Here is a 13,435-nt window from a genome sequence, read left to right as displayed (position 1 = left end):
TAGCGGTGCTTGTGTGCTGTTTTAGCGCTTCTCGCTTACCCACGCCTACTTACCTTAAAACGCTCACCGAACCTAGGCTGAGCGTTTTGAACGAAACCGCTCTCTTCTTCTGCTTAAAAAGCACTACTATTTGATAATTGGCGCAGCGCCTTCCATCGCCTATGCTCTAACTTATTCATTTGGAGCTTTCTTGATGCAGCTTGTACACCCGCCTGCTACCCCCACTAGTAACGCTATTGTGCCGATATTTTCAGGCGGCGGTACGCGCCTAAGCGCACATATCGGAATCATTAGTGCACTTCAGGATATGAATATTAGCTTTAAAACTTTAGTGGGCGTGTCAGGGGGCTCTATTGTGGCTTCCCTGTATGCTAAAGGCTTTCGCGTAGAGCAAATGCGCGAGCTTGCACTTCACACTGACTTTAGGCAATTCATGCAGTTTTCGCTTTTTCGCTTACTGCGCGAAGGCGGCTTATCGTCAGGAGACGTATTTGAACGATGGATAGATACTCAGCTCGAAGGCGCTACATTCTCCGATTTACAGCTTAATTTGAATATCCTAGCCACCGATGTAAATGGCGGAGGCCCTGTTTTATTTAACAAAGTACAGACGCCTCACATGAAAGTTTCACAAGCGGTACGCTACTCTATGTCCATCCCCCTTATTTTTTCCTTTAAACCTTTTAAGGAATATTTGCTGGTAGATGGTGCAGTATTATCAGAGGATGCGCTATTTGATAATTGGCAAGGCGATGGCACACCCTCCGTTTGTTTTCGCCTGCAAAGCGCTATGCAAAAACCAAAGGTAATTAAGCAAAAATTTCTAAAACTTCCGCAATACGTTAGCATGCTCATTCGCACTTTCATGATCGCTCTTTCTCGCGAATACGTTCACGCTAAATATTGGCATAATACGGTAGTGGTAAATACCGGCGATATATCGCCTATTGATTTCTCCCTTTCTTCCGACATTAAAAACACCCTGTTTGACCTGGGTTATTCCACCACCAAAAACTTCTTACCTAAAAAATGTGCATTTGTGAAGATAACCAACACACCTAAAGTGTCTTAAGGGCTGGTGCAGGTTATTCAGTTTTGTTTAGGCAGTGTTTTACACGTTTGGTTAGGCAACCTAATGCTGATAATCGCTTTCGACGCTGGTATAGTAGTTAGAGAGTTTCATATGAATAACAGTTATTTAGGTTTCACTAGGATGAGACGGTGAAGGGGTCCTTTAATGAGTAACGCTGGCATAAAACGCATACCTGAAATCATTGCTGAGCGGCTAGGCGATAGCGCGGATGTGATAGAAAATGTCGCAGATTCAAGTGGTACGGAAGGCTATTCGCAGAGCGTGGCATGTATTGTTAAGGCTAAAAATAAGGATGCCGTGAGCGCGCTCGTTTCCCTTGCCAATGAGCTCGCCGGATGCACTGCAAATGCGTTTAGCATTCACCCGATAAGTAGCGGTCAAAACTGGGGATACGGCAGTGCTACGCCAAACAAAAGTGACAAGGCCATCGTATTATTGTCGCTTATTCAATTAAATAAAATTACTTACCTAGATCCAGATTCTGGTTTGTGCACTCTTGAACCTGGGGTTACTCAACAACAGTTGTACGATTACTTAAACGAGAACCACCTTCCCTTTATGGTGCCTGTCACGGGGGCGGGCCCTACGTGCAGCATACTATCGAATGCGCTTGAGCGTGGTTATGGCATTACGCCTATTGCCGATCACTTCTCTGCTATAACGCAAATGGAGGGAGTACTGCCCACCGGAGATTACTATACCTCTTCGCTCGCCGCGATGGACCAATCCCAAAATAAGTTTGTAGATAAAGCCTTCAAGTGGAAGCAAGGGCCTTATCTGGATGGAATATTCACACAATCAGGGAATATGATTGTAACCCAAGCCACCCTTTGCTTAGCGCGCCAACCCGAGGGCTTCGACTCTTTCTATTTACGTTTTTATGGCGATACGGGTTTTCGGCGGGCACATGCGTGTATCCAAAAATTATTTCGCCAATTAGGTGGCGTTGTTGGGGGGATAAACCTTATGGATAAGACGCGAATGATGGCAATGCTTGCCGACAACCCTCAAGGCAAAGGCGTGCATAAGGTTATGACGGACCAACAAAAAGCGGCCCTAAGTTCAGCTCACGACATACCTGATTGGACAGTGGTAGGTACGCTATACGGTAGCAAGTCCATCGTGAAAGCGGCTGCAAAAGAGGTAAAAGTCCTCACTAACGGCTTGGCCGATAAATGCTTACGCTCTCATTCTACCAAGGTTTCTCTTGCACGGCGCGTATGTAAAGTAGCCCCTAAACGCGCTTTTCTACAATTAAAACAGCAACTCGACAGTTTGTCCGCCGCCACGGATATTATGCGAGGAAAGCCTAGTGAAGTCGCTCTATCGCTATCTTATTGGCGTAATCCCCATACTGCCGCCGATGCTAGCGCACACCTTAACCCTGCCAGAGATCGGTGTGGCTTGCTGTGGTATGCTCCCTTGATCCCTGCCAATCTTAGTGCGATGGAAGCATTTGTTGAAATGGTGAGAGACATTACCCCCCGTTACAACATAGAGCCCTTGATTACCTTTACACACACTTCGGCGCATAATATCGATAGTACTGTGCCCATTTTATTCGACTTATCAAACCCCACCGCCGTAGACGACGCTCACAATTGTTTGGCAGCGTTGTTTGAACAAGGGATTAAGCGAGGATATGTGCCCTACCGCCTTAATATTCGCCAACAAGAAGCGCTAGATAAAAACGCGGTATGCTGGCAAACTGCAGGCAAAATTGCTCACGCACTTGACCCCAATGGTGTACTTAGCCCCCACCGATATAACCCCTCGCGAGTGGCAAATACCAGGGGTTAGCCAATATTTTTTACATAGCCCCCACCCGTTTCATTAACCCGTGAACATGTTTTACCGGAATCGCGTAGCTAATTCCGGTAGGGGCGCTAATGGCCGATTCTTTACCCGCGGTAATAAACACTTTGTTTATTACTCCAATTACCTCACCTGTTGCCGGCAAATACAGTGGACTGCCTGAATTTCCAGGAAACGCGGTAGCATCTAATTGATAAATAAGATCTGCATTTTCAAGTCGCGCAAGCATATCCACAGTAAGTTGACTGGAACCGGCATTGGGCAGAGCGTCTGGGGTTATGGCAGCAATATACCCTCGGTGGGTAGCGGCATAAAGGCCTAACACAGGCCCGATAGGATAACCTGTCATAGCAATTTGGGCTCCCGGCGGACTAAATGTATCGTCATGCAGCTTTATTGGGGGTAATGATGCATCTATACGCAATATTGCCAAATCGTGTTTGATATCAATTGCTTCTATCGATGCCTTGAAAGTAGATACTTGCTTTCCTTCCCCATGTACCACTACATAATGCTCTACAACGGCGGGGTCGAGTACCTCACTAACCACATGATGATTGGTAATTATCCATTTTCCATCTCCTACCACGAACCCTGTGCCCCTAAGTTGATTACCGGGTTGATTAAGGGGGCTGTAAATACCAATTGCCACTACAGATTTTGAAACGTTAGACACAACTTGAGGAAACGATTTCTCGTCAGCCACGCTATAGTTACAGGTAATAAATGCCCAGCAAATTACCCAAGTCATAAAAGAGGTACGTATCAAGATAACTCCTAAAAATTTCAGCGAACCACAAGTCAGAACATTTAGTATATACTAAAGCTGTTATAAAACAGTGGCTAAAATTCACTCAACGCAATTAAGCTGCGGTTTAATACAAAGCACATCACAGCTGTAACTATTTATCCTGCGAGTGGTTCTATGTATGGAAAAACGAATAAACCTATGCTGGAACGTTTAGGTGGCCTAGTAGGCAAAAATAACAAGATTGGCAAAGCAATTTCAGACTATAGCCGTTACAAACAGGCGCACCAGGTTGCCAGCCATTTTTCTCAATATCTTCACCCAGGCATTGCTACAGCGGCTGAATTAAAAGCGCAAACCTATCGAATACGTCATACCGTATATTGTGAAGAGCTCAAGTTGGAAGCAGCCAACAATACGCGGCTAGAAACCGATGAATTCGACAGTTATTCGCTCCCTTGCTACATACAACATAGCGCCACCCAGACAATGGCCGGTACAGTGCGAATTGTCCACCCGCATTCAGCCCAGCAATTACTCCCGATAGAAAAATACTGTGTGCATGCTATAACCGATAACGCCTTACTGCCTGCTAACTTTGCCCGTGAAAAAGTATGCGAAGTATCAAGGCTTGCCATTCCCGAGCAATTTAGACGCCGAAGCATAGATAAATTTCAAGGTTCACAAACCGGTGAACTAAACCCCTATACGTTTTCTCAAACCGAGTTAAGATGTTTCCCTTTCATCGCAGTAGGGCTTTACTTAACGGCCGCGGCATTGGTTATTCAAAAGGACATTGAACATATCTATGTTATGGTAGAGCCGAGGTTAGCGAAAAATATGCGCTTAATCGGCATTAAGTTTCGCCAAATTGGGCCCGTCATCGACTATCACGGCCAGCGCGCAGCCCACTATATTGACCTAGAAACGCTGACCACTAAGCTCACTGGCGGGTTTGCAGTTATGCTTAACGATATTATCGCTGAGCTAGCACAAGCGGAAGGCAACTAAAGAATTTAAAATAAATGGACGTGTTAAAAAGTATAGCGGTAACCCTTACTTCACCCCTTATTTTTGCGCTAGCACTACTATTAAGCGGGTGGTTACTTAACATTGCTGCTAAGTATAAACTGGCGCGATTTTGCCGGGTAACCGCTCTTATCTGGCTGGCGGTCTTCTCTCAGCCCTATGTTAGCAACCTTTTGTTATATCCACTGGAATATAGTCGGGCCCCCCAAAACAATGCACCGCCTCCAAAGTACATTCATGTATTAGCCTGTTACTACAATACATTAGGCAATATGAGTGAAGTAAGCCGATGGTCTAACTGTTCAATAGAGCGAAATATTGAAGCCTTCAGACAATATATCGCATCACAGCAACGGGCAAAAATTATTGTAACTGGGGGTAATTTTCTAGCAAACAAAGACGTGTTTTATGCCAACAAAGCCGCCGATTTTTTTGTTTCTCTTGGGGTGCCCTTAGGTGACATTTTGACCCTTCCATCAGGAACAAACACGCAGGAAGAAGCGCAAGAAGTGCTACGCATCTATGATAATGGCCCTTTATTAGTAGTATCTTCGGCGACTCACATAAAACGATTAACGATGATTTATGCCCCGATAACGCAAAACGTGTCATTTCAAGCGGTGGACTATCATAGTGACGGTCGCCTTACTCCACATCTGACACTACCCAAGTTATGGGCATTAACTAACGCTCAGCATGCGTTTTACGAATATTTAGCGTTAGCCAAGTTTCACCTTACAAGCTAACCTTGCGGACATACCTAGGACCCCTGCTGCGCTATGAAAAAAAATAACAATACATCGCTCACAGCCCAACTTATTACCCCTACCGATAGCGCTCATGCATGCGCAATAGTAGATGCTGTTGAAATGCCCGACCTAAATACCCCCTTTTTAGCACCTACATGGCAGAAAAGTTGGATAAATAGCCTTCAACACCTGCCACAGATCGTTATATTTAGTGACCAAGATCGCCCTATTGGCTACGTGCTTTTAGGAAAGCATACCCCTATTTCTGGGCTACCGTTTTATATAGCGCTGGTTAATCAAACAGGGCAACAGGCGCAAGACCAAGTATGGATTGAATTTAATAATATTATCTGTAATAAAAAACACAGACGCGCCTGTATAGACGCCTTGTGCCGTTTGCTATTAAGTAACTTCGGCTGCCTCCGTATTACCATTTCTATGTGTGAAAATACCTCAGACTGGCTTGCTGTTTGCGAGACGAATAATATCGCCGTGACTCGACAACCCCATGCGGCCTATCGCACGCACTTACCCCCCACCCATGATTTTGATGCTTTTTATCAAGCATTTTCTTCAAATACCCGTTATCAATTACGCCGAGCTCGGCGAGAAGCAGAAAATAGATTGGGGGCTATTACCTTCACAGTGGCCTCCCCTTCTCAGCAGCAGGCGTTTTTAGCCGAATTGGCTAAATTCCACATTTTAAAATGGGGAAAAACCATAGAAGGCAGTGGCTTTAACAACCCTATGTTTATGGCTCACCACAAGGCCCTGACAACCAACAACCCTAATCATTGTTGTATAGTGAAACTTCAGGCCGGAAGTGAAATTCTAGGGTATAGCTATTATCTTATGCAGGATAATACGGTGTATTTTTACTGTTCAGGAGTAAATGAATTAGTGGCTGACAATAAGATAAAGCCTGGTTATCTTCTTCATCTGTATGCGATGCAGCACTTTGCCAAAGAGGGTTACCAAGTGTACGACTTTATGGCTGGCGACTTCAGGTACAAGCAAAGTTTAAGTAATGAGCGGTATACAATGGAGACTCTGACGCTTCATAACCCGGGCCAACCAGCAAAAGCGATAGAAAAGTTACGCAAGGTAATTAAGAAGCGTCGATAAAAAGCTCGTACATAAAAATGAGTAACCCTTTATGCACCGATGATGGAATACCCCATGCCAACGGTAGTTTTATTGCTGAGCGCCCCGGTATCTTACTACTTTCGCTGGGTTACCCACCGCTATTGCATTGGCAGGAATATCATCAACCACTACCGCCCCCGCAGCCACAACACTGCCATTACCAATATTAGCCATGACTACCGCCGTATTACCTATCCAGCAGTTATCGCCGATGGCAATTTTGGTAAAGGTGCCCCCTTGCGCCTTTATAGGCTTATCGATATCTGAAAAGTTATGCTGTTCTTTGCCACTTAACACGTGGACGCCGCTTCCTAGTAGCGTATTCTTTCCTATTGAACACATACCTAAATTGCATTGGGGGCCAATATACGCGCCTTTACCTAAGTCGGTATCGGTATGCGATAAAAGGGTTCCAAAACCCACCAACACGTTAGGCGCACAGGCATTAAGCACAAAACGATAGAACCCTGCTCGCAGATAACTTCCAAGCTTCCCCGGAAGTAACGACAATAGTTGACTAAACCCAGCGACTAGCTGATTTTTGTCTAGAACTAAACCGAAAAGGTGGAACATAAAAACCATTGGAAACATCACAACGGCACACCCAACAAACAACATCGACTTAACTGTTTTTTTCATAAACTTGCTAACAAATCCTCAAGGGGCTTAAGTTGCTGCTGCCAGCTATACTCACTTAAAATAGCGTCATAGGCACGTTGCGCGTGTTGTTCAGCTAACTCAGGCTTTGTCACGGCGTCGATGCACCTATCGACAAACCCGTCTACCTGATCGGCTATAAACAAGGTGTTGCTGTTAGCAAACCGAATGCCCTCCGCCCCCATAGACGTACTAATAATAGGAAGCTTGCATGCGGCAGCTTGAAGCACTTTGTTTTGCACGCCTCGAGCAATACGAAATGGCGCCACGAATGCAGCTGCACTGTGAAAATAGGGTAATATGTCGTCCACAAACCCTGTTACTTCAATGCCATCATGCTTGGTGAGTGCCTGTACTTGCGAGGAAGGGTTCATACCTGCAATGGTAAAGGTTGCATCGGGAATACGTGCTTTTATCTGCGGCCAGCATAAACTAACAAACCAACACACCGCATCAACATTGGGTTTATAATCCATAACCCCGGTAAAAAGAAAGTTGTTTTTGCTCACGCTTCCATTTTTTTTACGCGGGTAAAATGTGTCAAAGTCGAGCCCATTGCCAAGCACTTTCACGGGTTTCGAATCACTGACGGTACGGTGAAACAAAGTCACTTCTTCTTCGGCAATTAAAAAGGTTTGTAGAAATTCACGATTGATTTGCGATTCTAACTGTCTAATTTTTTTACTTTCACGGCGATATACCCATTTCATCGGTACAGACGCAGCTTGGGCATATTGTTGCCACTTACTTGAGTCTACGTCCATGAAATCCATCATTAAATGAGGGGTTGCATTCGTACTGTTGGAAGAATTAAGCACGTAATACCCCAGACTTGATGCCGAGAAGAGCATAACGTCCACCGCGCTGGTCATTCTTTCGTTAATCGCTTTGTGTAAAGCTTGACTATAAAACGCCCCCACGCTTAACGGCCAACCTTTAAGCAATGCCGTTAAATAGCGGCTTAATTTAGCTGGGAGGGGAAAGGTAGAAACAGAAATATTAAGCTTAGTCGATAGTGCATCAGCATCCTTCTCATCCTGCTGCGTTTCCTTCAGTGCTAACACTTCAACCTGATGACCTAATTGTACTAAGCGCTCAATTTGATGAAAGGTACGTAACTTCTCGCCTTTATTAGGGGGGTAAGGCACCCGCTGCGCAACTACGCATATGTTTAACATTTATGCTTTCCGAAACAGTAAGGTAACGTTTTATTCTCACTTTTAAATGATACTACGTGGAAGCTACTTCAAGGTCAAAAGAACGGGCTTTGCTTTTCTACTACACAAGCTACTCACAGATTGGCATACTAGCGTAAAGCAGTATTTTAGCAGCAGGCGTTTGTTTGCGTATTCACGCTTTGCACTTAATTTTAAATCCAGCACAGAGCACGTTACGGCACTAGTACATAGCTTACGTTATGTAAAGCAGACGCGTAATTAGCTTAGCAAAGTTACTGATCTTTTACGCTGTAAATAGACTAAAGATAACGCCAATAAATATAAAAATTAGGTAGACAATGAGCATACAAACCAGTTTTATTATTCCCCATAAGGGTCGCGAAGAAATGCTCATACAAACGCTTGAGAGTATTAGAAAGCAGAGCGTCCCCTGCACTACCTATGAAGTCATTATCGTCAGTCAAAATAAGGCGATATCGCAATCGCTTTCAGCATTCACTGAGTCATTAAATTTTTCAGTAATTTATAACGACGAAAGCAATACCATCTCTCATTCAAGAAACGTAGGGGCGGCAAATGCCAAAGGAGAATTTCTCGCATTTTTAGATGCAGATGTGGCACTAAGTGAGAATTGGTTAGCCGAAATGCAAGAGATTCTTAATGCAAGTTCACACATTGCATTGGTAAGCGCCATGCAAATTAATAGCAAAGATGCCCCGCCGCTAGAAAAAATACGAACAGCGCTAAGCAACGCAGAGCTAGACACCGAAGTGAGTTTTTTGCCTGGTAGGAACTTATTTTTACGCAAATCAACCTTCAATCGTGCAGGAAAATTCCCTGAACACCTTTTAACCTGTGAAGACTATTATTTTACTGATAAAGTAAATGAAATTGGGGATTTACACTACACGTCCAAAGCCCAGTATGTGCATATTGGAGAAGATAAATCGTTTATACCCATGTGGAAAAAAGAAATTTGGCGAGGGCAATCCAATTTAGCGTCGTTAAAAGGCCGACATATTCCTTTAAGAGAATGGCCGAGCTTTATCGTTCCGTTTGCAGTAACCCTTAGTATAGTAGCCGCAACGGTCGCATTACTTTTGGCACACACAGCGGTAGCGCTGGCGCTATTTATTTTAGCTGCGCTGCCGCTGAGCGCCTATATTTTGCGATTGAAGAAACTAACTGGCCATGGCGTAAGCGTAGGCTATTGCGCTTGCTTCTATCTTCTTTATTTTCCTGCTAGGGCTATAGGTACATTACTAGGAGTACGCGGCGCGGTTGGTTCCAGCACGCATAGTTAAATTATGAAAGTATTGCAATTTATATGTTCAACTGGCTTTTATGGCGCTGAACGGTGGGTGTTGGCTTTATCAAAACACCTTCCGCCGCATGTGCAAAGTGAACTTGTGGTGACACTAGAACCAGGAACAGAAGAACTTGAGTTGGTAAAGCAATTTTCTTCACTAGGAAAGGTGCATCAAATCCCTATGAATGGCAGGTTTGATTTGACTGCAATTAAAAAGCTTGCCGACGTGATCAAAAAAAATAATATCGACGTTATACATACCCACGGATACAAATCAGACATTTTAGGTGTTATGGCTGCGAAAAAAGCAGGGATCCCTTGTGTAGTGACACCCCACGGTTTCGAGAACGCTGCAGATATTAAGCTTCGCTTATTCATTTGGCTAGGGTGTCAAGCGATGCGGTTTACTGACAAAGTGGTGCCGCTTTCAAAACAATTGATGAACGATGTTGAAAAATTCAATATTCCAAAACATAAACTAGAATACATTCAAAACGGCGTAGACCTCTCTGAAGTTGAAGAAGTAAGGTTAACCAAAGCCAGCGAGCATAAAAAAATTAAAACCATTGGCTTTGTTGGCCAAATGATAAGTCGAAAGAATATTACCGCCCTGTTAGCCTGTTTTGATGAGTTGTTTAGTATACGTCAAGATATTGAACTGGTTTTACTCGGCGACGGTGAAGAACGACCTTCGCTTGAAAAATATGCGAGCACGCTAAAAAGTAGCCAAAATATAAGGTTTCTGGGTTTTCGTAACGATCGCCTCCAGCTACTGAGAGATTTCGACCTGTTTGTTATGACGTCTACACTAGAGGGCATCCCACGCTGTTTAATGGAAGCCTGTGCAATGGAAATTCCCGTATCGGCTTACGATATTGCGGGTATAGACCAACTAATTACGCACAATGAGTCGGGGTTACTGGCACCGCTTCATGACCGCGAACAACTATTACAAGATTGGCAGAGCCTATTAACTGATGAAGCTCGAGCCCAACAATTAGCCGCAAATGCGAAAGCCTTTGTCGAAAGACACTTTTCTGCACAGCGTATGGCAAATGAATACTTGGATTTATTTGAACGGCTTACACAAGGTAACCAGGGCGGGTAATATTGCGTGGTAAGCGATGATAGCGCGCCTTCGCAGGTTATGGCCAAAGGAATTTAAACATGGTAGAACTAACGGTAAATGTTGCCACCATAGCCGACAAATTACGTTGGGACGAATACGTAGATAACCATCCTGACAGTACTCCCTATCATAGATTTGCCTGGCAAGAAGCTGTGCAATCGGCTTACGGACATTCTATGGCAGGTGTTATTGCAACTAACTCGGTTAATAAGCAAGTATGTGGGGTATTTCCCGCTGTACTAATGAAGTCGCCTTTTTCTCATAAGCACCTATGCGCACTTCCTTATTGTGATCTGGGGCATGGATTAGCAGATGCGCCTGAAGTCATCAAACAAATGCAGCAACGCTTGAGTGATATAGGTAAAAATTCAGGTAGTCGAATATTAGAAGTGCGTAAACATACGACGGCTCCTTACGACCTTTCTGCGTTAGCGGGGCAAAAAGTGAGAATGGTGCTGCCCCTACCTAGTTCTGGTGAACTTCTGCTTCAGTCATTTAAGTCAAAACTTAGAAGTCAGATAAAGAAAGCACAAAAAAATGGGCTGACTGTCCGATTAGGAAATACACAGAATTCAATCAATGAATTTTACGATGTCTACGCCCAAAACATGCGGGATCTTGGGTCACCTGTTCATGCGAAGCGATGGTTCGAAGAAATCGTTGATGGTTATGACAAGAACGCTATTATTAGTGTGGTTTTTCACGATGAAAAGCCTATAGGAGCGGGCATAGTGCTTTGTAACAAGCAAACAGCAAGTATTCCTTGGGCCTCGACACTTCGCGAATTTAACCGCCTTGCACCCAATATGCTACTTTACTGGTCTTTACTTGAACATTGCGCTAATAATGGCATAGAACATTTTGATTTTGGTCGCTCAACGTTCAATGAAGGGACCTATCGATTTAAAAAGCAGTGGGGAGCTGAACCTCAGTTATTGATATGGGATAGGTTTGATCTCGAAGGGAAGCAACTTAAACAACCCTCACAGGTTCAGAAAAATAGTAGACTAAGGCCCTTCGTAGAAAAAGTATGGTGTAAACTCCCTTTAGCATTAACGGTTCGGGTAGGAGGGTTTATCCGCCCCTACATTAGTCTTTAAACTATCAGTTAACATAGTTCACGTGAAAAATAGATGTACTTAATTTCACGCTATCTATTGGTAAATTCGGTCCCTAAAATTAATAATTAACTATAGAACATAAATTAGGCAATAGTGTTTTAAAGGAGAATACCCGTGAACAAGTTACTTGTATTGGAGTTTAATGAACTATGCCCTAGTTTATTAGAGCGTTTTATGGAAGAAGGGCACTTACCGAATTTTAAAAAGCTGAGGGAGGAGTCGGTCCTACATTTAACAAAAACTGACGCTTCTGGCGAAGATCTTAACCCTTGGGTTCAATGGGTAGACATTCATACGGGAGTTGAACGGCAAGAACATGAGATTCAAAAGCTCAATGAAGGTCACAAATATACAGGCAAATTTACTTGGGATGTATTATCCGAAAATATTGATTGTAAAAATTGGATATGCGGAAGCATGAATAGCGCTCACTCCGATGCTTTTAAAGGCGTTTTCCTTCCTGATCCTTGGAATAGCCACACGGATATCAAGAACAATAAGCAACTTGAGACATATCACGCATATATAGCGTCGGCAGTGCAAAATTACAGTCGTGGAAACTCTACTTCATCTTTAAGTTTTATAAAGAGTATACTCAAGCAAGGCGTAAAACCCACGACAATAATTAAGCTGGCACACCAATTACTTAGAGAAAAAATTGCCCCTGCTAACAAATGGCGCAGAGCCATGTTACTGGATCTCATTCAATTTGATGTTTTCAAATACCACTTTGTCAAAGAGTCTCCTGATTTCTCGACGTTTTTTTCAAATACAGTAGCCCATTATCAGCACCATTATTGGAAAGATTTTGAACCTGAAAAATTTGGATTGAACAGTTCGCCTCAAGCTGAGAATAAGGATTCAATCCTTATTGGTTATAAAAACACTGATCATATTTTAGGAATGATCTTAAAGTTGCTGCCAAATGATTATCCAATAATGTTTATAACTGCACTAAGCCAAGAACCTTATTTAGATGTAGAACGACATTATTATAATATTAAAGACCCTATATCTTTGAAAAATGAGTTCGGGATATCTGAAGAGTTTAAGTTTCACCAAGTAATGGCTGAACAGTTCCAATTAGAGTTTAATAATGAAGCCGACTGCGTTAGTGTTGAAGACAAACTCAGTCAATTTTATATGGATTCCGAAAAATACTTTAATGTTGGCTCTACAAAACTCTTCTTAATAACAAGAGAAGAAAATCTGCTATTTGTGCAATGCCGCTGCAATAAGAACATTGATGATGCAGCTACCTACCTTAGCGAACATGATGATACGAAAAGAAACTTTAATAATATTTTTTATCGTATGAATGAGACTAAAGCAGGAAAACATAATCAGGTCGGCATTTATTGGAAAAGAAATGTCATTAGCCCAACGAATAAAGATTCGGAAAACACGGTTAAACCTTCTCAGATACACAGTGATATTTTAGCGCACTACGGTATTTGACGA

Annotated in this window: 12 protein-coding genes; 9 read left to right on the top strand and 3 right to left on the bottom strand. The window is 43.2% G+C overall.

The features are described from left to right. Positions 1–193: 193 nt before the first annotated feature. Entirely contained in the window at positions 194–1,072 is an 879-nt protein-coding gene (locus GTH32_RS09545; protein ID WP_163085099.1) for a patatin-like phospholipase family protein, read from the top strand. Positions 1,073–1,237: 165 nt separating this feature from the next. After that, complete coding sequence (locus tag GTH32_RS09540) at positions 1,238–2,893, top strand: FAD-binding oxidoreductase (RefSeq protein ID WP_203565437.1); 1,656 nt, start codon at positions 1,238–1,240, stop codon at positions 2,891–2,893. Positions 2,894–2,903: 10 nt separating this feature from the next. Here the strand turns inward: GTH32_RS09540 and GTH32_RS09535 are convergent, their stop codons facing one another. Next, complete coding sequence (locus GTH32_RS09535; protein ID WP_246223206.1) at positions 2,904–3,677, bottom strand: S1 family peptidase; 774 nt, start codon at positions 3,675–3,677, stop codon at positions 2,904–2,906. Between the two features lie 180 nt (positions 3,678–3,857). On the opposite strand from GTH32_RS09535, the gene GTH32_RS09530 reads away from it, so the two are divergent. From GTH32_RS09530 to GTH32_RS09520, 3 genes are read left to right on the top strand one after another with little or no spacing between them, the layout of a single operon-like run. Continuing rightward, positions 3,858–4,667, top strand: coding sequence for a PEP-CTERM/exosortase system-associated acyltransferase (locus GTH32_RS09530; protein ID WP_246223205.1), 810 nt, complete (start codon positions 3,858–3,860; stop codon positions 4,665–4,667). Between the two features lie 14 nt (positions 4,668–4,681). After that, positions 4,682–5,431 (top strand): YdcF family protein, encoded by a 750-nt coding sequence (locus GTH32_RS09525; RefSeq protein ID WP_163085095.1) that lies wholly within the window; start codon positions 4,682–4,684, stop codon positions 5,429–5,431. A 33-nt stretch (positions 5,432–5,464) separates the two neighbouring features. Then, a complete protein-coding gene (locus tag GTH32_RS09520) occupies positions 5,465–6,559 on the top strand; it encodes a GNAT family N-acetyltransferase (protein ID WP_163085093.1) in 1,095 nt (364 codons plus the stop codon). A gap of 69 nt (positions 6,560–6,628) precedes the next feature. On the opposite strand, the gene GTH32_RS09515 is transcribed toward GTH32_RS09520, so the two are convergent. Together GTH32_RS09515 and GTH32_RS09510 are read right to left on the bottom strand one after the other, a co-directional pair. Next, on the bottom strand, positions 6,629–7,219 hold the full coding sequence (locus GTH32_RS09515) for an acyltransferase (RefSeq protein ID WP_163085091.1): 591 nt from the start codon (positions 7,217–7,219) through the stop codon (positions 6,629–6,631). Next, positions 7,216–8,415, bottom strand: coding sequence for a TIGR03087 family PEP-CTERM/XrtA system glycosyltransferase (locus tag GTH32_RS09510; RefSeq protein ID WP_163085089.1), 1,200 nt, complete (start codon positions 8,413–8,415; stop codon positions 7,216–7,218). Before GTH32_RS09510 ends, GTH32_RS09515 begins: the two co-directional genes overlap by 4 nt. Positions 8,416–8,753: 338 nt before the next feature. On the opposite strand from GTH32_RS09510, the gene GTH32_RS09505 reads away from it, so the two are divergent. The 4 genes from GTH32_RS09505 (at position 8,754) to GTH32_RS09490 (ending at position 13,432) form a co-directional block, all read left to right on the top strand. Next, a complete protein-coding gene (locus tag GTH32_RS09505; protein WP_203565436.1) occupies positions 8,754–9,719 on the top strand; it encodes a glycosyltransferase family 2 protein in 966 nt (321 codons plus the stop codon). A gap of 3 nt (positions 9,720–9,722) precedes the next feature. Continuing rightward, positions 9,723–10,832 (top strand): glycosyltransferase, encoded by a 1,110-nt coding sequence (locus GTH32_RS09500; RefSeq protein ID WP_163085087.1) that lies wholly within the window; start codon positions 9,723–9,725, stop codon positions 10,830–10,832. A gap of 59 nt (positions 10,833–10,891) precedes the next feature. Beyond that, positions 10,892–11,953 (top strand): GNAT family N-acetyltransferase, encoded by a 1,062-nt coding sequence (locus GTH32_RS09495; RefSeq protein ID WP_163085085.1) that lies wholly within the window; start codon positions 10,892–10,894, stop codon positions 11,951–11,953. A 135-nt stretch (positions 11,954–12,088) separates the two neighbouring features. Then, a complete protein-coding gene (locus GTH32_RS09490; protein WP_163085084.1) occupies positions 12,089–13,432 on the top strand; it encodes a hypothetical protein in 1,344 nt (447 codons plus the stop codon). Positions 13,433–13,435 lie beyond the last annotated feature (3 nt).

The organism is Alteromonas profundi, assembly GCF_010500865.1.
GTDB lineage: Bacteria > Pseudomonadota > Gammaproteobacteria > Enterobacterales > Alteromonadaceae > Alteromonas > Alteromonas profundi.
The sequence above is the reverse complement of the archived record's forward strand: the minus strand, read 5'-3'. Positions and strand labels throughout refer to the sequence as shown.